This window comes from Thermaurantimonas aggregans (assembly GCF_003851885.1).
GTDB lineage: Bacteria > Bacteroidota > Bacteroidia > Flavobacteriales > Schleiferiaceae > Thermaurantimonas > Thermaurantimonas aggregans.
This window is the reverse complement of sequence record NZ_BHZE01000010.1, coordinates 80,731-101,795: the sequence shown is the minus strand read 5'-3', so window position 1 is coordinate 101,795 and position 21,065 is coordinate 80,731. Positions and strand designations below refer to the sequence as shown.

At 39.4% G+C, this 21,065-nt stretch carries 13 protein-coding genes; 3 read left to right on the top strand and 10 right to left on the bottom strand.

The window, feature by feature from the left end:
* Genes der through miaB form a run of 7 tightly spaced genes read right to left on the bottom strand, consistent with a single transcriptional unit; the run spans position 1 to position 7,166 of the window.
* Positions 1–1,314 carry a ribosome biogenesis GTPase Der gene (gene der, locus EIP89_RS06445; protein WP_124397850.1) on the bottom strand — a complete coding sequence of 438 codons (1,314 nt, stop codon included), beginning with the start codon at positions 1,312–1,314 and terminating at the stop codon, positions 1–3.
* A gap of 42 nt (positions 1,315–1,356) precedes the next feature.
* On the bottom strand, positions 1,357–1,686 hold the full coding sequence (gene secG, locus EIP89_RS06440) for a preprotein translocase subunit SecG (RefSeq protein WP_245966112.1): 330 nt from the start codon (positions 1,684–1,686) through the stop codon (positions 1,357–1,359).
* A 2-nt stretch (positions 1,687–1,688) separates the two neighbouring features.
* Entirely contained in the window at positions 1,689–3,530 is a 1,842-nt protein-coding gene (locus tag EIP89_RS06435; protein WP_124397848.1) for a DUF8458 domain-containing protein, read from the bottom strand.
* 1 nt (position 3,531) lies between these two features.
* A complete protein-coding gene (lptE, locus tag EIP89_RS06430) occupies positions 3,532–4,026 on the bottom strand; it encodes an LPS assembly lipoprotein LptE (RefSeq protein ID WP_124397847.1) in 495 nt (164 codons plus the stop codon).
* Positions 4,023–5,315, bottom strand: coding sequence for a sigma-54 interaction domain-containing protein (locus EIP89_RS06425; RefSeq protein WP_124397846.1), 1,293 nt, complete (start codon positions 5,313–5,315; stop codon positions 4,023–4,025). Before EIP89_RS06425 ends, lptE begins: the two co-directional genes overlap by 4 nt.
* Positions 5,312–5,728 carry a hypothetical protein gene (locus EIP89_RS06420; RefSeq protein WP_124397845.1) on the bottom strand — a complete coding sequence of 139 codons (417 nt, stop codon included), beginning with the start codon at positions 5,726–5,728 and terminating at the stop codon, positions 5,312–5,314. The genes EIP89_RS06425 and EIP89_RS06420 overlap by 4 nt, the downstream gene beginning before the upstream one ends.
* Position 5,729: 1 nt before the next feature.
* On the bottom strand, positions 5,730–7,166 hold the full coding sequence (miaB, locus tag EIP89_RS06415; RefSeq protein WP_124397844.1) for a tRNA (N6-isopentenyl adenosine(37)-C2)-methylthiotransferase MiaB: 1,437 nt from the start codon (positions 7,164–7,166) through the stop codon (positions 5,730–5,732).
* A 118-nt stretch (positions 7,167–7,284) separates the two neighbouring features.
* On the opposite strand from miaB, the gene EIP89_RS06410 reads away from it, so the two are divergent.
* Entirely contained in the window at positions 7,285–7,737 is a 453-nt protein-coding gene (locus EIP89_RS06410; protein ID WP_124397843.1) for a hypothetical protein, read from the top strand.
* On the opposite strand, the gene EIP89_RS06405 is transcribed toward EIP89_RS06410, so the two are convergent.
* From EIP89_RS06405 to EIP89_RS06395, 3 genes are all read right to left on the bottom strand, one after another.
* On the bottom strand, positions 7,730–8,359 hold the full coding sequence (locus EIP89_RS06405) for a lipoprotein signal peptidase (RefSeq protein WP_124397842.1): 630 nt from the start codon (positions 8,357–8,359) through the stop codon (positions 7,730–7,732). The genes EIP89_RS06410 and EIP89_RS06405 overlap by 8 nt on opposite strands.
* Positions 8,356–8,748 carry a TraR/DksA family transcriptional regulator gene (locus tag EIP89_RS06400; RefSeq protein ID WP_124397841.1) on the bottom strand — a complete coding sequence of 131 codons (393 nt, stop codon included), beginning with the start codon at positions 8,746–8,748 and terminating at the stop codon, positions 8,356–8,358. Before EIP89_RS06400 ends, EIP89_RS06405 begins: the two co-directional genes overlap by 4 nt.
* Before the next feature lie 83 nt (positions 8,749–8,831).
* The gene (locus EIP89_RS06395; protein ID WP_124397840.1) at positions 8,832–10,007 is read right to left on the bottom strand and encodes an acetyl-CoA C-acyltransferase; all 1,176 of its coding nucleotides are present in this window, start codon (positions 10,005–10,007) and stop codon (positions 8,832–8,834) included.
* 139 nt (positions 10,008–10,146) lie between these two features.
* Here EIP89_RS06395 and EIP89_RS06390 point away from each other — a divergent pair, with 139 nt between their 5' ends.
* Both EIP89_RS06390 and EIP89_RS06385 read left to right on the top strand, forming a co-directional pair.
* Complete coding sequence (locus EIP89_RS06390; RefSeq protein ID WP_124397839.1) at positions 10,147–13,227, top strand: TIM-barrel domain-containing protein; 3,081 nt, start codon at positions 10,147–10,149, stop codon at positions 13,225–13,227.
* Positions 13,228–13,332: 105 nt separating this feature from the next.
* Complete coding sequence (locus EIP89_RS06385; RefSeq protein ID WP_124397838.1) at positions 13,333–21,033, top strand: fibronectin type III domain-containing protein; 7,701 nt, start codon at positions 13,333–13,335, stop codon at positions 21,031–21,033.
* The last annotated feature ends 32 nt before the right edge of the window (positions 21,034–21,065 follow it).

Genomic DNA, 21,065 nt, shown 5'->3' with positions numbered 1-21,065 from the left:
TTATTTCTTGCGGAAGAAAATATCTATCGGAACGCCTTTAAAATCAAAGTGCGTTCTGATGGTATTTTCCACAAACCTCTTGTAGGGATCCTTGATGTACTGAGGTAAGTTGGCAAAAAAGGCAAATTGTGGTCGAGGGGTTGGTAATTGAGTGATGTATTTGATCGAAATGCTCTTGCCTTTATACACAGGGGGTGGTTGGTTTTCAAAAATGGGCAAGAGCAGATCGTTTAATTGTCTTGTAGGAATTCTAGTTTTTCGACGTTTGTACACCTCGAGCGCTTCTTCTAAAGTTTTCAGAAGTCGAATTTTATCCGTGGCCGAAATGAATAAAATCGGCACATCGTCGAAAGGTTTAATTTTTTCTAAAATAGCATTTCTAAATACAGTAGCTGTTTCATGCGATTTATCCGTTAAATCCCACTTGTTAACGGCTATTACTACGCCTTTGTGGTTTTTCTCAATTAAGTGAAAAATGCTTAAATCTTGAGCTTCAATACCTCTCGAAGCATCGAGCATCAAAATACAGACATCTGAATTCTCAATCGCCTTAATAGCGCGCATGACGGAGTAAAACTCCAGATCTTCCGTTACTTTTCCCTTTTTGCGAAGGCCGGCAGTATCAACAAGGTAAAAATCAAAACCAAACATCGTATAGCGCGTGTGTACCGCATCGCGCGTTGTTCCGGCTACTTCTGATACAATGTGCTGATCGCGACCGGTAAGGGCATTTAAAAAACTTGACTTACCTACATTCGGTCGGCCAACCACACAAATTCTTGGCAAATCTTCGGTGTAGTCGCTGCTTTTATCTGCCTCTTGGGGTAAATAGCTGATGACTTTATCCAGCAAATCGCCAGTACCGTGACCATTGATGGCCGATACGGGAAAAGTATCTTTAAATCCCAACTTTAAAAACTCAGAAATAGCAAAATCATCCGAGGGGCTGTCAATTTTGTTTACCGCCAGAATGTGAGGTTTTTTACTTCTTCGAATAAGCTCAGCCACCTCTTCATCGAGTGGTGTAAGGCCTTCACGACCATCGGTTACAAAAATGATCACATGGGCTTCTTCGATAGCAAGTCGAGCTTGTTTGCGAATTTCAGCCTCGAAGCTATCGTCTGAGCCCTCTGTGTATCCTCCGGTATCTACGATTGTAAATGAATGATTTAGCCATTCGGCAGGGGCGTAAATTCTATCGCGAGTCACACCAGGTGTGTCATCTACTATAGCTTCTCGCCTGCCAGTGAGACGGTTAAAAAGGGTTGATTTGCCAACGTTTGGCCTGCCTACAATAGATACTATTCCCGCCATAATGCGTTGCGAACACTACTTAAAGTGCCTCTTTGAAATGAATTATGGCTGTTCTTGTGTATTGGTATTCTGATTTTGGGGAGTGGAAGCCGGTATTTCAACCCCCTCAGTTATTTGGCTCTTGGTTTCTGTTTCAGTATCTGATGAACCCGTGCTGATGTTGATCAGCAACACCAAGACAACCAACAAGATAGACAACGTCCAAGTGGCTCTATCGAGAAAGTCTGAAGATTTTTGTACTCCTCCAAACAGGTTTGTTGTACTGCTTCCGAAGGCTGATGACAAGCCACCACCTTTGGGATTTTGTACCATAACGACTAGTATGAGAAGTAGACATACAATCACAGTAAGAACGACGAGTAAAGTAAGCATACTTATTTTTTCTTTTTTAATTCTTGAATTCGGCGTGCAAAATAACTGCTTTTTTCCGGATTTTTCAACTTTAAAATTTCCAGAGCCTGGATAGCCTTGTCTACATGACCTTGGGCTATATAGAGTTCAGCGAGGGTCTCCGTCATTAAGTCGGCTGTGGTTTCTGTATATTTAATGGATAAATCTTTATGTTCTTCTACTGATTTCGTATTAGGTGACTTTGGTTTTATTTGAATATTTCCTGATAAAAAGTTATCGATAATTTTGAGTTTTTCAATTTTTTTATTCGAATTGTTATTTGTATTTAACTCACTTAATTTTTGAGGTGATATTCGATCTTTAAGGTTATTTTCTTTATTTGAATCTTCTTCGGTTTTATGTAAAGTCTTTAACCATTTTGAAAAAATATCGTCCTCTTCACTCGATTCATCATATGTACTTTCAATTGCCTTTTCTAAGAGTTTTTCCTTGACTTCTTGAGTATTAATGTTTTCATTCTCGAGGCTTATTTTTGAGGTTGAGGTGCTATCAAAAATCTCGGTATCAGCATCAATATCAATTGGTGAATATTTATCGTTCTCTCTTTGAATATAATTTTGATTTTCCTTTGTGTTATCACCATTTACATCATCCTCAATTTGATTTTCAACTAAGTGTGTAAATTCTGTAGTAGTTGAGTTATTTTGAATTGCATTACTATTTTCGACTTGTGTATCCGTTAAGTCAAACTCTACTTGTATTTCATCCTCAAGATTTTCGGAAGTATTTGGATAATTTTCATCTGTTACATAAATAGATTTTTCTTGCTCAGTAGGTTTACTTATTTCATCGCTTTTTCCTTTATCTTCATTTGACTGAGAGACTACTGTACCGTATTTTGATTTTAAAAATTCTAATTTCAGTAAAATATTGGCGGCTCTATTTTTTACCTCTTTTAGTTTTTCATTATCACTTTCATCTTTTGCAAATTTTATTTTGAGCTTATCTTCTTCAGAACTCTGAGAATTTTCCTCCTTGATATTTACATTTTCAACCAGTGAAATTTTGCTTTCTTCTTTACTTAGGCTGGATTCAGATCTTATTTGATTGGTACTTTCACTATCTGACTTTACATTATCTGTTATATTTTTTTCTTTTTCGCTTTCAACGATACTCTCACTTTTCTGCTGACCGAACTTTGCTCTTATTTTCTCTCGAATAGCTTCTAAATTACTTTCATTGGTAGTTTGCTTTTCCTGAACTTCTGATTTGAGATTACTTTCAACGATCTCTTTTGATTCTGATATTTCTGCATTCGCAGAATTATTTTCATTTATCTCGAAAAGTTGAACGTGTTGATGTGTAACAGAAGTTGATTCCTCATTTTCTTCTTCTGAAATGTTCTTTTGAATTTGGGGATTATCTTCAGTATTTAGATTGTTTAATAAATTTTTATCCTTTTTTTCAATCGGAGAATTTTCCAATTCTCTGACTGAACGTTCTTGTATGTTCTGGAATATATTCTTTGTGTTATTTGTTTCTTTTTCATTTTGTATTTTCTCCTGTCTTAAATCATCAATTTTTTCAAAATCCTGTACATATACAGGAGCCTGATGATATTTCAATACTTTTGCAACAATTGATCCGTTAATTATATTAAATAATTTTGATCTATTGTTAATTACTGCAGCAGTTAATTTAAGTTGTGTATTGAAGTTGTAATTTTCTTGTTTGTGTAGGAAATACGCGTAGGCTAATTGAACAATCGCACTATAGGGATGCTGATGTGCGTACTGTTTAAGTGCTTCAACATCCTGGAGCTCAATTTGATCAAAATTTTCAATTATCTCCTTTAATCGCTGCATGTCACCAATTAACGATTGCTTTGTTCAAAATATTTTCGGCTAGTTCTCTATTGATCTGTTCTATTAATTGATTTTCGAGTGATGCCACATTTGCATCTGCAGGAATGTCAACAAATCGCGAAAATTTTTCTTCAAAATTTTTTGAACTATCTAATTTGTTTGTGAATTTTACTTTAACAGAAATAGTGAAACGAGTTTGTGCTGCTGCTTGATTCCCTTGGGGTGCAAGTGGTACAAAGGAGTATTCAATAATTGACCCCTCAAAATGTAAATCTCCATCTTCGGGTTTTAATTTCAGAGATGTTTGTTGTAATATTATATCTTTTAATTTTTCGGTAAATTGTAAACTAAGGTTCGGATTAACTATTGGGGCATAATTTGGAAATAAATCAACTGAAAAAGTCTTAGCATCACCCACATTACCGCCAGTGAAACTGTAGCCTCCGCTACACGCATTGACCAGTAAGAACAATAAAGCAACGATTATTTTTTTCACTGCAAGTTGTATTGTTTAATTTTTCTGTAAAGTGTTCTTTCTGAAATACCAAGTTCTTCAGCGGCTAATTTTCGTTTTCCATTGTGTTTTTCAAGTGCTTTTTTTATGAGTTCGATTTCTCTTTTTTCGAGAGAGAGAACTTCTTCTGTCATGGGTTCTACTTCAGCTTCTTCAAATTCTTCCTGTGAGGCTCCATTTATGTTGATTGCATTTACATGCGGTGTATTAATTCCTTCATTGACGATGATTCCCGGATTATTTACAATCGGTGTCGAGGTAAAAGGTTCAGATGTTCTAAACACTTTCTGTAGCAAAGTAGAATTTTCTTCAGCAAATCTTCCTGTATTCGTACCGCCTGATTTTATGAGTTCTAATGTTATGGCTTTTAAATCGTTCAGATCGTTTCGCATATCAAAGAGAATTTTGTATAAAATTTCTCTTTCGCTGGCGAAATCTGCATTGGATGAATTGGATGATGTATGCAGAGCTGGCAGGGTACTTTTATCGATATCTGGCAAATAATTCTTTAATACTTCTGCCGTAATTTCTCTATTGGTTTCTACTACTGAAATTTGCTCTGCTAAATTTCTCAATTGACGAATATTACCTGGCCATCTGTAGTTTTTTAAAAGTTCTTCTGCCTCTTTTGACAGTTTTAGTGGAGGTTGTCTGTATTTTTCGGCAAAATCAAGACAAAATTTTTTAAAAATTAACGGTATATCTTCCTTTCTTTCTCGCAATGGAGGTAAATGAATTTCAACAGTATTTAATCTATAATAAAGGTCTTCGCGAAACTTGTGTTTGCTTACAGCTTCAAGCATATTTACGTTGGTAGCCGCTACAATTCTTACGTCTGTTTTTTGAATTTTGGAAGAGCCAACTTTTATAAATTCACCAGTCTCTAAAACTCTCAATAATCTTACCTGAGTTTGTAGTGGTAGTTCTGCTACTTCATCGAGAAAAATTGTACCTCCATCAGCTTCTTCAAAATATCCTTTTCGGGTAGAAAGAGCTCCAGTAAATGCACCTTTTTCGTGCCCAAAGAGCTCTGAATCAATGGTTCCTTCGGGAATAGCTCCACAGTTTACAGCGATGTAGGGCTTGTGCTTGCGATGTGAAAGTGCATGGATAATTTTAGGAATATTCTCTTTCCCTACACCACTTTCACCGGTTACTAGTACCGATATATCTGTATTTGCCACTTGTATCGCTTTCTCAATTGCGCGGTCGAGTAGGGGAGAGTTCCCTATGATGCCAAATCGCATTTTTATTTCTTGTAGCTGACTCATTGTATAATGTATATGAGTTCCAGGGGTTGCTTTTGATAAATTTTTGTTGTGGTCAGTTTGTTGATCACATAAGGAGCCTTTGCTTTTACATTTACTTTATAAGCGAATGGCAATTTGCGCTTAAATTTCAACTGCATATTGTTTCCTGTCCATATCGATGACCAGATTAAAGAATCTTTTTTATCATAAATAAAAACCTCAAATGGTACCATTAAATTTCCGATACATAAATCGTTGCTTTTATTTGCAATACACAAATGTAATTCCCCGGATTTTTTAATGTTCTCATAAACGATTTTAAAAGTTAGATTATCGTCTATCCATTTGCCATTTTCATATGTTTGAGATTGTACTTTTATTGAGAAAAAATATAAGGAAAAAGAAAGTAGATAAAAGAACTTTTTAAGATTCATTTCAATGAACGATTTGGCCCAATAACGTTGCAGATGTACACTCTAAAATTTTTACTTTTACAAAATCACCGGGTTTGACATTTTCTTTCGGAAAAACAACAACGGTATTTTGAGTATTTCTACCAAACCAATGCTCATTTGACTTTTTAGATACACCTTCTACTAGTACTTCTTCGATTTTTCCAATGTGTTGTTGATTTCTATATAAAGAATGCTTTTGCTGAAGATCAATGATTTCTGTAAGTCTTCTTGTTTTTACTTCGTTGGGTACATCATCTTTAAAATGTCTGGCTGCATAAGTACCTGGTCTTTCGGAATATTTGAACATATAGCCGAAGTCGTATTTAACATATTCCATAAGCGACAAAGTATCTTGGTGATCTTCTTCGGTTTCGCCAGGAAAGCCGGTGATCATGTCGTGCGAAAGACCGCAATCAGGAATTATTTTTCTTATTTTGTCTATGAGCTCGATGTATTGCTCGCGATTGTGGCCTCGGTTCATCGCTTTCAGAATCCGCGTTGACCCGCTTTGGACCGGTAGATGTATGTATTTGCAAATGTTGTTATAGGCAGCGATGGTGTGCAGTACATCTTCGGTCATGTCTTGTGGATTGCTGGTACTGAAGCGAATGCGCATTTCTGGAACGGCCTCTGCCACTTGGCGAAGCAATTGAGCAAACCGCACTGCTGAAGCTTTTGCAATTTCAGAGGCTTTTGCAAAGTCTTTCTTTAATCCACCCCCATACCACAGATAGGAATCTACATTTTGTCCAAGTAGTGTAATTTCTTTGTAGCCAGCATCTTGAAGTATTTTTGCTTCGTCGATGATCGATTGTGGATTGCGACTGCGCTCTCTCCCGCGCGTGAAGGGTACTACGCAGAAGGTGCACATGTTGTCGCATCCGCGCATTATAGAAATAAATGCAGTAACTCCATTACCTCCTAACCTTACAGGATTTACATCGCCATACGTTTCTTCTTTTGAGAGCAAAACGTTCACAGCTTTTCGTCCGTCTTCGGCTTCTTTTATCAGCTTGGGTAAGTCGCGATATGCATCTGGACCTACTACGATATCCACTAGCTTTTCCTCTTCAAGCAACTTTTCTTTGATGCGCTCGGCCATACAGCCTAGTACACCAATTTTTATATCTGGATTCTGTTTTTTGATCGCATGAAAATGCGACAAGCGGTTACGGACTGTTTGCTCTGCTTTTTCACGAATAGAACATGTATTAAGAAGCACTAAATCAGCTTCTTCTGGATTTTTTGTGGTAGCAAATCCCTCTTTAGAGAGTATGCTGGCTACAATTTCACTGTCTGAAAAATTCATTTGACAGCCATAGCTTTCAATATAGAGTTTCTTTTTGCCTTCATGGGTGAGTATGAGTGCCTCTCCCTGTCTTTGTTCATCTATAACCTTATTTCCGTGATGATACATTCCTTAGAATTTATGGCAAAGATAGATATTTCAGCTTTAAAGTGACATATTGTCAGTTTTGTTTTGAGATATGTTTTAGTTAATCAGGATATATTTGTGTCAATAAAACATTATAACGATGAAAAAAACCTTACATCTCATTAGCTTCATATACGTTTTTTCAGCAGTTTATTCATCTCTACATGCGCAGAGTAAGTCAAGCGAATCAAGCGCGTACACTTTCGAAAATGCAGTGTCTTTTTTGTCGCTTCATACAGGCCTTCCAAAAGAAGCTTTTGATGAAAAGTCTTTCAAAAATTATGAAAATACATTGATCAGTGGATTGAAGATTTCTGGTATGTATCTGGCTGCGCGTAGCGAACAACCAGCTGGATTTTATGAATTTTTTATTAGGACAGATCGCACAGAAATGGCTGGACAGTATCCCGTGTATCCGGTGACTGGTTGTTTTGGAAAAAAAGCTATGGGCATTCAAAATTTTGTGGTGAAAAACGATGAATGCTCGTGTAAAGCAGCAAGTGATTACAACTATCAAATGAAGGCCAGAGATGTTAATTCTTCTTTTAAGTAGTAGAATTTGCAACTGTCTCTGATTGATGAATTTCCTTTTGGAAAAGGTGTTTTTGAAATAGAATCATAAATATAACACCTATTGTTATCGATGCATCAGCAATATTGAAAACTGGCTGAAAAAAAATAAACGACTCTCCTCCCCACAGAGGTAACCATTCTGGAAGATGTACTGTGAAAAGTGGAAAATAAAACATATCAACTACATGTCCGAGCATAAAGGCAGCATAGCCACCTTGTTCAGGTAAAAAATGGGCTACTTGGTGATAACTGTCTGAAAATATAATGCCGTAGAACAAACTGTCAATCAAATTGCCCAATGCACCAGCTAAAACAAGGGATATGCTGACTTGGGCTGTTAAATGAGCTTTTTGGCGCGTCAATTTCACGAGCCATGTGAAAATCCATATGACAGCTATAATTCTAAAAATGGTCAGAAGGTATTTACCAAAATTTCCACCCCATTCGATTCCAAAAGCCATTCCTGGATTTTCGGTAAAATGCAAAATGAACCAATCAGCAATCTTGATTTCTTGACCGAGCGATAAATTGAGTTTTATCCAAATTTTGAGGACTTGGTCAGCTAATATCACAAGTCCCACGATTAAAAGATTTTTTTTCACTTAGACTTGTTTAATTTTCCTTCTTTGGCCTCGATGCAGAGAGTGGCATGAGGTACGAGCATTAACCTTTCTTTTGGAATCAAACGTCCAGTTTCTCTGCAAATACCATATGTTTTATTTTCAATGCGCAAAAGGGCATTTTTCAAATCGCGAATGAATTTTTCTTGACGTGCTGCCAGGTGGGCATTCGCCTCTTTACTCATTGTTTCTGAACCCTCTTCAAAAGCTTTAAATGTAGGAGAGGTATCATCCGTACCGTTTCCTGAGTCATTTGAAATTGCTTCTTTTAACACCTGAAGATCATGCTCAGCTTTTTCTATCTTTTTTAAAATCAATTGTTTAAAAAACTCAAGTTCTTCGTCGCTGTATTTAGTGGGCTCTGTATTCATATTATTTTGTTTCTTAACTGTATTAAAAGAAAGTTTGGGGCTAAAAATACAGCGCACAGAAAATTTCACAATGTTTCGATGTGTTACAAAATCTCAAATATGCCAGCTGCACCTTGGCCTGTACCCACGCACATAGTCACCATGCCGTATTTAGCATTTCTGCGTTTGGCTTCATTAAAGAGCTGTACGCTGAGTTTTGCACCCGAACAGCCGAGTGGGTGGCCGAGGGCTATGGCTCCTCCGTTTACGTTGGTGATTTCTTCATTTAAACCAAGTTCTCTGATTACAGCTATGGATTGTGCAGCGAAAGCCTCGTTTAATTCGATTAAGTCGATATCATTTAATTTCAAATTGGCTCTCTTAAGTGCTTTAGGAATGGCATAAACCGGTCCAATTCCCATAATTCGCGGCTCAACGCCGGCTACGTCGTAAGTGACTAACCGGGCTATAGGCTTAAGATTGAGTTCGTTCACCATTTTTTCGCTCATCACTACTACGAAGGCCGCTCCGTCAGAAGTCTGAGAAGAATTTCCCGCTGTTACACTGCCTTTTTCAGCAAATACAGGTTTTAATTTAGCTAAAGCTTCTATGCTTGTATCAGCTCGAGGACCTTCGTCCGTCGTAAACGTATAGGTGCGCTCTTGTCTCTTCTCGCGTTCGTCGAGGTATATTTCTTTTACTTCAAGTGGAACTATTTCCTGATCAAAATAACCCTTCTCGATGGCTTGCAGGGCTCGCTGATGCGATCTGTAAGCAAAAGCGTCCTGATCCTGGCGACTCACTTTGTATTGGGCAGCTACAGCTTCAGCTGTGAGTCCCATATTGTTGTAATAATCAGCGTGAACTTTAGCCAATTCGTAATTAGGAGTTACTTTCCAACCTCCCATAGGGATGTAACTCATGCTTTCGGTGCCCCCGGCTATGATGCATTCAGCCATACCGGCGTGTATTTTGGCGGCTGCTATAGCTATCGTTTCCAAGCCTGAGGCACAATAGCGATTAACGGTCATACCGCCCACTTTTACAGTATCTAAGCCCATGAGCGATATTAGTCTTCCTACATTCAAACCCTGCTCTGCCTCAGGCATAGCATTTCCAACGATTACGTCGTTAATGCGCTCTTTATCAAGCATTGGGAGCTCTTCTAAGAGCTTCTTGATGACTACGGCAGCCATATCGTCAGGTCTAAAAAAACGCAGCTTGCCTCTAGGTGCCTTTCCTACAGCAGTTCTTTTGGCAGCGACTATATATGCATTCATGAAAAAATCGAATTTGAGCGCTAAAGATACACAAAATATTATGCAAGCATAAAAAATCTTTACTCATTTCAGGGATTAAACATAAAAAATTGTATGGTGTAAAAAGTACACTAACTACTTTTGTGCAAATTGATTTTCAATGAAAAAACTTTATTCTATTGTATTTATCCTCTTTTGCTGGTTTAGCTATGGACAGATTTTGGTAGTGACCCCCGTAAATCCGACTACAGATGATACAGTGACCATTATATATGACGCAACAAAAGGAAATGGAGCTTTGGCAAATTTCAACGGACCTGTTTTTGCTCATACCGGATTAATTACCACTGCAAGTACCAGTCCCAACAACTGGTTTTTTGTTCAGGGGAATTGGGGCACCTACGATACTGCTCGCCTCATGACTCCACTGGGCAACAATCTCTATTCCATCAAATACCATATCCGTTCCTTTTACAATGTTCCGCAGAATGTTCAAGTACTGCGTCTTGCATTTGTCTTTAGAAATGTCAACGGTACTATAGTTGGCAGAGATGCAAATAATCAAGATATTTTTTACGATATCAATCTATTATCTCCACAAAGTATTTCCTCTTTTACACTTAATTCCAATATTCTCACAGTTTTATGTGATACAGGAGCTATTCAAGTCACTCGCGTGAAAGACAATGTGATAAAAATTCGCTATTCGTCTACTAATCAATTTCCGCCCTTTAATTCCATAGTAACTGCCGGCGATACACCTAAGCCGGCGTTAGCATTGCAAACCCCAAACGGGTTGCTTTACGGTGGTGGTAATGTGTCGGTATTAATTCAGAGTCATCCAGTTCGTTTCACTTATATATTTAATAGTGATACACTCTGTAGAGACTTGAGAGGCACATGGCAGCAGTTTACACGCAAAGGGTTAAGTATACAACTGGATTCAAATGAACGCCTTTATGGCACTGGATCCAGGGCATTTAAAACAAATCGAAGAGGCGAGGAACTCGATGTTTACAATACGGCTGTTTATGGATATGGCCCCGGTGCACGTACTATGAATATTACCATGCCCTTTGTTGTCAGTTCGAAAGGATATGGAATCGTAGTAGACAATTTTGCTCCAGCGAAGCTGGATTTGGGAAAGACTGATCCATCTGAAATGCGATTTTCCTTTGAAGATGGGGAGCTAACATATTATTTCATCGCTGGCCAATCGTATGATGATGTTCTCAAAGGTTTCACTTCTGTTTCAGGTTTACAACCGTTACCTCCTCGTTGGTCGCTTGGGTACATTCAATCTAGGTATGGTTACCAATCAGAAACAGAAGCCCGTCAGGTAGTAAATGCCCTTCGAAATCAAGGATTTCCGTTAGACGCTTTGATACTTGATCTTTACTGGTTTGGTTCTCCTGCCACTATGGGAAATTTCACATGGGATTATACAAAGTTTCCCAATCCGGTTAAGATGATCAGCGATTTTAATGATATAGGTGTAAAAACTGTCTTAATAACTGAACCTTATTTCACTCAACAAAGCACCAAATTTCCCATTCTCGCTCAAAATGGTTGGTTAGCAAAAAATGCGCAAGGACAGCCCTTTGTCATTGGAGGTTTTTGGGCGGGGAGTGCTGGTTTAATTGATTTGACCAACGACAGCGCATTGAATTACATGTGGAGTCTTTACCCACCGCGCATCAATGAAGGAGTAGGGGGGTGGTGGTGCGATCTGGGCGAACCTGAAAATCACCCCGAAGGAATGATCCACCAAAAAGGCACGGCCCGCCAGATTCACAACAGCTACAGCATGCTGTGGGCGAAGCGTTTGTACGAAGGCTACAGGCAGCAGTACCCATCTCAGCGCTTGTTTAATCTGATTCGTTCCGGATTCGCCGGTATGCAGCGGTATTCTACATTCCCGTGGTCGGGCGATGTGCAGCGTTCGTGGGGAGGGTTAAAAATTCAGATTCCCAATATGTTGGGCATGAGCATGAGTGGCATTGGATATATGCATTCAGATCTTGGCGGATTTACTGGAGGAGGGCAAGATCCAGAACTCTACACACGATGGTTTCAACTAGGTGCCTTTAGCCCGATTATGCGTGCTCATGGCGAAGGTGTACCACCCGAGCCCTATAATTATCCACCCTTTTACCGAAATATATGCCTTGAATATGCGCGTCTTAGGTATCGTTTCTTGCCTTACAATTATCATTTGGCTTTTTTAAATTCTACTAAAGGCACTCCGTTAGCTTTGCCAACTGACTACTTTGAACCTGGGAATTCTTTCCTGGCTGATAGAGATGAACAGTTTCTTTGGGGTAAGGACATTTTAGTAGCCCCGGTGCTCGACGCAAACACTTCTACTAAAACTGTCTTTTTTCCCTCCGGTCGTTGGGTTGATTTTCATACCAATATTGTTTACAATGGCAATTCACAAGCGATCGTTTCGGCCCAAATCAGCCGTTTGCCCTTTTTTGTACGCTCAGGCTCCCTTATTGCTATGGCACCTGATAATATTCGTACTACTGCTTTTTACAAATTTGACACCTTATATATAAGAAATTATCACGATGAGTTTGTCAACTCTGATAGTGCATCGATATACACCGACGATGGACAGCACCCCGACGCACTAATCACCGGAAACTATGCGTTCCTACACTTTAAAAGTCAAAGAGTGGGACAAGATTACCACATCACGTGTTCTACCACAGGAAATGGGTACACCGGTATGCCATCGAATCGATTGTATCGCTTTGAAATCGTACGCTATATGCATGCACCGACTACCGTACTGTGGAATAATACTGTACTATTGCCTTTTACATCTTTAAATCAGTTAATTAATGCTGGTACAGGGTATTTTTACGACAACTCCCAAAAAGTTCTCTATGCGCAGGTTCCGTATTCAAATACCACATCTGCATTGAAAATACAACACGGAAATATCTCGATATCTGATTTTTCGCTTTCAGAAATCGCATCTAATCCCTATCCAAATCCGAGTGATGGAAAATTTTCTATGGACATTTATGAATACGATGAGAATACTAAATTGGAAATTTTCGATCTTTTGGGAAGAATTTTAATTTCAGAAAAAGTTGTTAACCTTTTAAGTGATAGAAATACCATTACAGTTTCTTTAAGAATAGACAATCTAGCATCTAAAAGTCAAATGTTTATAATTAAAATTATCCATCGAAATAGCACTGTAACCCGCAAATTACTTGTTCATTAAAGGACGTTTTCGATTTAAAATTTCAAGAGCATTAAAAATTTTTTTAAAAAAATTTTAGCTATTTAAAAGCTAAATATATTTGTAAGAACTCTAAAAAACTCACTTATGGCGAAGAATTACTTGATTAAGAGTGCTTTAGCATTTTTAATGAGTGTTGTTGTTTGGCAGGTTTCATTACTTGCGCAAACGACACCCACAACTGCAGCTGGGTATTTTTATCAGACCAATACTTCTGGTAATCTTGGTTTAGATAGAAATAACAATGTAATCGATATGACTACCGGTGTAACCGTGCACATTGCGGGTCCAGCTCCTGCTACCGGTACAGGAAGTAATGCAGTTGGAATACCTTTTCCTATACCATTTGAAATTCTTGGTCAGGTTGTCACCAACTTTTCTGTGGCAACTAATGGAATTATAGGTCTCAATTTTAATGCAATATCAGGAAATAATATCGGTGGTGGTACTGGTATTAGAGTAGGTGCATTTGTTACTGGTCTTAATAATGGTGGCTTACACTCTACTGGTTCCATATCATCTAAAGTAGTAGGAACAGCCCCTAACAGATGCTTTGTAATTCAATGGACCGGTGTTACTATAAACAACACATCAACAACAGCCGATGGAACATGGCAAGCTCGTTTTTATGAAGGTTCTAATTTGATGGAATTTGTACTTGGTCCTATTTCATTAGGAGCCGGTTCATTAACTGCCGCAAAATCTGGTTTTTCAAATAATTCTACTGCTGGTAATTATTATGTAGTTAACTTCACAGATCACACAGCTTCTACTACTACCAACCACAATAATGCTTTTAGTACACTTGGTCCTATTGCTGCACTCGCTGGTGGTGGAACACCAACAACAAGAAGAGTATATCTTTTCTCTCCTGCACCCTTTGTAAATCAAACTTTTACTTCTGCAGCTAATGCTCAGGTCACAAACCCTGTAGCTCAAGGTGCTTCAAATCAACCAGTAATCCGACTTACTGTAACTACTAGTGGTTTGAATAACCCTTTAACCGTTTCAAGCATTACCGCTTCTGCTAATGGTACAACTTCACTTTCTGATATTTCAAATGCGAGAATTTATTTCACTGGAACTAATCCAAACTTCTCAACAACTTTTCAAGTTGGTTCTACCATAGCTACACCATCTACGAATATGGTCTTTACTCCATCAACACCCATTCAGCTCTTTCATGGATCAAACTATTTCTGGCTTACATACGATGTTAGTCCAACTGCCCAAGTGAACAATGTAATAGATGGTGAAATTTCATCAGTAGTAGTTGGTGGTAACCCACAAACGCCCAGCCCAGTTGCTCCAGCTGGTAACAGGTTAATACAAGCACCTCTATCAGGTACTTACACGGTTGGTACATCAGGTCAATTTGCTACCCTTGCCGATGCTATTTCTGCTGTTAACTCTGTAGGATTATCTGGAAATGTAACATTAAATATCATTTCGGATCAAACATTAACTGCGCCTGTACAAATAAATACTTGGCCAGAGATAGGTGCTGGTAATTATACACTTACCATAGCTCCAAGTGGTGGTGTTCGTACAATTGAAGGTACAATTAATAATACAGGAGTTATTGTTATTACTGCCAGCAGAGTAACAATTGATGGACGAATTAACGGAGCTGGTAATAACCTGATTATACGAAATAACAGCACCCAGACATCGGCTGGTGTGCTGGTGTCTGTTCCTTCAGCGGCAGGATTAAATCAGGTTACAGTAAGAAACTGCCATTTGATCGGTGGACCTACTTTGGGTTTAACGACAAGTACTAGTGGTATTCAAGTTCAAACACAGGCAGCCTTCCCAGGTGCTAACAATGTTCAGATTTTAAATAATATAATTGAAGGATTTTACGTAGGAGTTAATGTTAATCCTTCAGCTGGTACCCTTCCTTCTACGGGTCTAGAAATTGTTAACAACACAATCGGGGTTGAAAACCCAGTAGACTCAAACCGTCTAATTGGATTTAGAGGAATTTGGGTTTTAAACGCTTCTTCTCCACTCATAACCGATAATAAGGTCAATAACATCATTAGCTACTTAGGTATCAATATTGCCGGTATTTTCGTAGGTACCGGTACAAGTAACTGCCGTATTTATAGAAACTCCATTAAAACTGTACAAAATTTAAATACTGGAGGTTGGGGCGCATATGGTATAAACTGTGAAGCTGGAAATGATCACGAGGTAATTAATAATGAAATTACGAACGTTCGGACTGTTAATTATTTTATAGGAACAACATTTAATGCATTTGGAATTCGCTTTAATGTTGGAACAAACCATAAAGTATATTTTAATTCCGTAAACCTTACTGGAAACTACGATAATACAAACCAAACTACAGCTGTAAGTGCCTGTTTGTTAGTTGTTTCATCTTCTACTGTTGTTGATGTCAAGAATAACAATTTCGTTAATCAACACTCATCTAACGCCACTGGAGCCAAAGAGTTTATTGCAATGTGGTTCCCCTCAGGTTACAATTTTGCCTCTAACCTTTTCTCTAACCACAACAACTTGTTCCCACCAGCTACAAATGGTTTCGTAGCTAAGGTCGGCACAACAGCTAATGTGGGTAATTATACTACACTTTCAGACTTTCAATCTTTTAGCAATAAGGATACAAACTCAATTTCAGCTAATCCGCTTTTTAACAGCAACCTTGTACTAATTCCTACCAATCCAGCACTTAATAACGTAGGTACTCCAATTTCTACTGTTACAAATGACATTACTGGAGCTCCGAGAAATGCAACCACCCCAGATATCGGTTGCTATGAGTTTACTCCTACACAACCGTGCTTCCCGCCCTCTAATATCACTGTATCAAACATCACATCGAACTCAGCATCTGTAGGTTGGACTCCCGGTGCGAACTCACCTAATGATACATTGTTTCAAGTAAGCTGGGGACCTATCGGCTTTACTCCCGGTTCCAATCCAACTACCATAGCATTATGGAATTTCAACGGTGCTTCTACGACTACAATACCTGGTGGAACTACTAGTCCATCACCCGCACAAGGTTCTGGTACAGCCTCTCTCGTAGGCGGTACTACAGCTTCCTTCGCTTCAGGACTGGTAGGAGGTGGAAGTTCGGACCCGGTTACTACTGTTCCACCCAATTATGGATGGAATGTGTCGAATTTCCCAGTTCAAGGCACTGGAAATAAAACAGCTGGCATTCAAATAAATGTTTCTACAGTTGGACTTTCTAATATAGTCTTACAGTTTGATCAAAGACATTCCAATACTTCAGCAAATACCGTAGTAGTGCAATACACTACAGATGTAACCGCAAGCAATCCGACCTGGGTTGACTTTCAGACTTTTACAGCGCCAGCAGGAGATACGTGGTATAATAAACGGACTGTAAATTTCTCATCAGTATCTGCTTTAAACAACAATCCGAATGTTGGATTCAGAATTGTTTCTGCATTTGCAGGCACCGGAAATACATATGAAGCTTCTAATAGCACTTCTACTTACGGCCCAACTGGTACATGGAGATTTGATATGATCATTGTTACGGGTTCGGCTTCTGGAACGGGAACCACAGTGACTACATCCTCAAATCCATTCACCATAACTGGCTTACTACCTTCTACGACGTATCAAGTTTATGTTCGTTCACTTTGTGATACAAACTCAAGTGCTTGGGCCGGGCCTGTTGACTTTACTACATTGTTCCAATGTCCTGCTAATGCAGTATGTCAGACCTATTCTGCTGGCGCAATTAACACAATGCTAAATGCAAGCCCCGGACCTAATGATACTTCAGCTTGTCCTGGAGTAATGCAGATTACCATTCCTGCTGGCAATATCATCGCAGGTATTGATGTTCAATACACTATGGTAGCTCAGGGTGGTGGTTGGCTCAGCGAACAAAGAAGTAGATTGTTTAGCCCCACATTAAATGCTGGAGAGTCAATGGTACTTGGCCCAGCTGTTACAAGTGGTGGTACACATACATATAACAGAACTAACCTTTCATTCGCCAATGGAGCCTCTGGAACAGTTACGTTTCAACTTCACGCTATAAGAACCTGGGGAGGTTCTGGAACAGGTTTGGCAACTTGTGATACTGTTTATCAATACGTACCTAATAATTCCTGGAGGCTTATAGTTTATTATCAGCCCGCTCCAACATGTCCTACAGTAACAGGCTTAACTGTTGGTACAATTACAGCTAACTCTGTTGCGTTGAGCTGGAATGCTGCAACAGGTGCTACTGGCTATAAGGTAGAATATGGTGTTACAGGATTTACCCCCGGTACTGGTCAAACCACAACAGTGACAGGTACAAATACTGTTATTACAGGTTTGACTCCACAGACTACATACCAGTTCTATGTCAGAACATTGTGTGGTACGGATTCTTCTGCTAATCAAGCAGGTCCTGTATCGGCTACAACACTATGCGCAATCCAAAATATTCCATTCACAGAAACATTTGATTCAGCTTCTACTTCATTGTCTTGTTGGACTGCGGCACCTCAGTTTCAATTAGTAAATGTTGGTGGTTATGGTCAGCCTGGTAATTCAATTAGATTTCCTTTTTATAATATATCAGGTGGATCATATGACGCTATTTCACCACAGTTTCAGTCAGTACCTTCCAACTATCAATTAAAATTTGATCATGCTTACGCAACGTATATTAATGAAGTTGATAGTTTGAAAATCAGTTATTCTACTGACGGTGGTGCTACCTACACTACATTAGTTTCACTGGCCGGTGGTGTGAATGGACCACTTGTGACTGCTCCGCCTATATCTTCATCTTTTACACCTACAGCTTCACAATGGGGTACTTATACCATAGCATTGCCTGCAGGTACAAATAAGTTGAAGTTCACAGCTATATCAGCATTTGGAAATAACCTATATATCGATAACGTAAAGATTGAACCTGCTCCACCTGCTGGTTTTGCTCTACTATCACCAGCAGACAGTGCGACTGTCTTGGTTGCTGGTCCTGCACAGTTACCTATAAATATTACATGGCAGAAAGCAGGGTCATTAACGAACCCCAGTTACAGTTGGTTGCTAAAAACACTTGCAGGAACTTTCAATAATCCGATAGCTTCCATCTTATCAAATAATAATGGAGCTGATACGACTCTTACTTTAACTATTGCTCAAGTAGATGCTCTATTAGCTGCTAATGGAGTTGCAATTGGTGATACTGCTAATTTAGAATGGACAGTACGAGCTGTAGCTGGAAATGATACTGTTTTTGCGACTAAGCCCTTCTTTATTAGACTCGTAAGACTAGGCGTAGCTACACCAAACTTCCTCGCTGCACCACAGAACAATGGTGCAACTACGCAATTGCGTGCTCCAAACGGTACTGCTACGCACAATTACATGCGAGCAGCCATGATCATTCGTCAGAATGAATTCCTCAATGCTGGTATTGACTCCAACACTATATTGAGAGGAATGGGCTTTACTCTATCCACTCCTACTTCAGCTTCGGTAACTGGTCTATTTAAAGTGTATGTCCAAAACACTACCGACGTTAACTATAACAAAGGAACAGCTTGGTCAGGTATATTGACCGGTATGACATTAGTGTACGACGATACGCTTGTAATTCCTGCTAATCAGACCTTGTTTGATATTCTATTTAGCAATAATAGCAATTTTGTTTACACCGGTCAAAACCTCTATTTAGCATACGATTGGCAGATGCTTTCAGCTCCGGCTCCCACTCCTTTTACCTATTTATCTAATAATACTATACCGAGCTCACTTGTTTCAGCCCAAGCTACTAACCCGCCAGCACCTACTACACTTGGTTCAACTGCCTTCAGACCTGAAATTCGTTGGGCTGTAGATAAAAAACCAAACGATCTAGAAGTACGTGCCATTTGGGCTCTTGGTAAAAACGCCACTCCTTGGGGTAAGCCTGAGACCGTTCAAGCCGTGATTGTTAACAACGGTTATCTGCCGCAAAACAAAAATGTGACGCTCACAGTAACAGGCGCCAATACGGCTACTATCACTGCTGGTGTTAATCTTCAAAGCGGTCAATCCACAGTTGTGTCCTTCAGCTATCCTAACAATAACTTAGGATTCAGTACACTTACTGTATCTGTACCCTCTGATGATGTTCCTTCAAACAATCAGCGGTCTTATGTACAAGATTTGACCACCGATCGCTTCAGCTACGCTGATACTACAGTGACAGGTTTAAGTGGTGTTGGTTTCAATACTGGTAGTGGATTGTTGCTTACAAGATATTCTGTAAATGGAACACGTTCAGTGTCTGGAGTTCGTGTGAGATTAAGCAACAATGCAGCAGCTATTGGTCAGACCATCTATCCTGTACTCTTAAAAGATACTGTGATAGTTGCTCAAGGCCCGAACTATGTGATCACTGCTGCTGATACTTCTTCATACAAGACTTTCAACTTCCCAACTCCATTCACTTTCACAAACGAAGACTTCTATGTAGGTATTGCTCAAACTGTTGGTTCTCAAGGATACTTCCCATTGGCATTTCAAAATGAGAATCCTACCAGACCAAATGCCTACTATTCAGCAGCTCTCAATGGCAGCGGTTTGACCACTGTTAATAACTTCAGGTTAATGATTGAGGCAATCCTCAATGCTCCTGATTCACTTACACCATTTTCACTTGCAACCCCAGCGAATAACTCAACTTACAATGCAGTTGGTCCGGGATCTGTTACCATCACATGGCAAAAGTCTCAACGTGCAATTGGAACTGCACCAGCAGTTACTTACGAATGGATGGTAGATGTTCCGACTGGTAATTTCACAAATCCTATCGCCACTTTCCCATCTAACAACAATGGTTTGGATACTTTCTTAATCCTTACCAATGCTCAGATCAATGCTCTTCTAGCAGCCAATAACGTGCCTCCTGGTACACCTGCTGATGTAAAGTGGACTGTTAGAGCTACTTCTGGTACACTTAACAGATTTGCTAATCAGCCGTTCAACATCACTTTAATTGGTGCCATACCCTGTACTACACCCTCTGCAGTTAATGTAACTCCTGCATGTAATTCTGCTACTGTTACATGGACTTCAGGTACAGGTAAGCTCTCAAGTAAGATTGAGTACGGTCCAACCGGATTTACTCCAGGCTCTGGCACTGTGGTTTCTGGTATCACTGCAAATACCTTTACCATTACAGGTTTAACTCCAGGTACAGGTTACGAAGTGATTGTAACTGACTCATGCGCCTCTGGATTGAGTAGTCCAGCTCCAAAAGTTGGCTTTACAACAGATCCTAACCCTGTGGCTGCCTTCACCGCTGGTACTCCAACTATTACCGCAACAAATGCCACCGTTACATTTGACGCTTCAACCTCACAAAATGCTGTCTCTTACAACTGGGATTTTGGTAATGGTACTCAAGGTACTGGCGTAAATCCAACTGCTACATACACAGCGAATGGTACTTACACCGTTAAACTGGTAGTAACCAATGCTTGCGGAAGTGACTCCACCACTTCTACAATAACAATCCAGGGGATTAATCTCAACGAAAATCTCCTAAATGCAATAACCCTGTATCCTAACCCAACCAATGGAATAGTTACTCTCAAGGGTATTGAGATACTTACAAATGCGGAGATTTCTGTCGTTGACATATCCGGAAAGCTTGTTCTAAGAAGAAAGCTGGATAATGTAGCTTCCCAAGAGGTCCTTGATCTGAGCAAATTCGCGGCAGGCTCTTATCAAATTCGAATTACCAGCAACGAGGGTACTGTAGTGAAACCCGTTGTATTGAACAAATAAGGTTGTTAAACATCAAACTAAACTGCCCAGAG

Bases quoted from the DNA above. Each gene is read 5' to 3' on its own strand.
- EIP89_RS06395 (WP_124397840.1), bottom strand. From the start codon at position 10,007: ATGAATGCATATATAGTCGCTGCCAAAAGAACTGCTGTAGGAAAGGCA.
- EIP89_RS06390 (WP_124397839.1), top strand. From the start codon at position 10,147: ATGAAAAAACTTTATTCTATTGTATTTATCCTCTTTTGCTGGTTTAGC.
- der (WP_124397850.1), bottom strand. From the start codon at position 1,314: ATGGCGGGAATAGTATCTATTGTAGGCAGGCCAAACGTTGGCAAATCA.
- EIP89_RS06400 (WP_124397841.1), bottom strand. From the start codon at position 8,748: ATGAATACAGAGCCCACTAAATACAGCGACGAAGAACTTGAGTTTTTT.
- EIP89_RS06425 (WP_124397846.1), bottom strand. From the start codon at position 5,315: ATGAGTCAGCTACAAGAAATAAAAATGCGATTTGGCATCATAGGGAAC.
- secG (WP_245966112.1), bottom strand. From the start codon at position 1,686: ATGCTTACTTTACTCGTCGTTCTTACTGTGATTGTATGTCTACTTCTC.
- EIP89_RS06410 (WP_124397843.1), top strand. From the start codon at position 7,285: ATGAAAAAAACCTTACATCTCATTAGCTTCATATACGTTTTTTCAGCA.
- EIP89_RS06385 (WP_124397838.1), top strand. From the start codon at position 13,333: ATGGCGAAGAATTACTTGATTAAGAGTGCTTTAGCATTTTTAATGAGT.
- EIP89_RS06420 (WP_124397845.1), bottom strand. From the start codon at position 5,728: ATGAATCTTAAAAAGTTCTTTTATCTACTTTCTTTTTCCTTATATTTT.
- EIP89_RS06435 (WP_124397848.1), bottom strand. From the start codon at position 3,530: ATGCAGCGATTAAAGGAGATAATTGAAAATTTTGATCAAATTGAGCTC.
- miaB (WP_124397844.1), bottom strand. From the start codon at position 7,166: ATGTATCATCACGGAAATAAGGTTATAGATGAACAAAGACAGGGAGAG.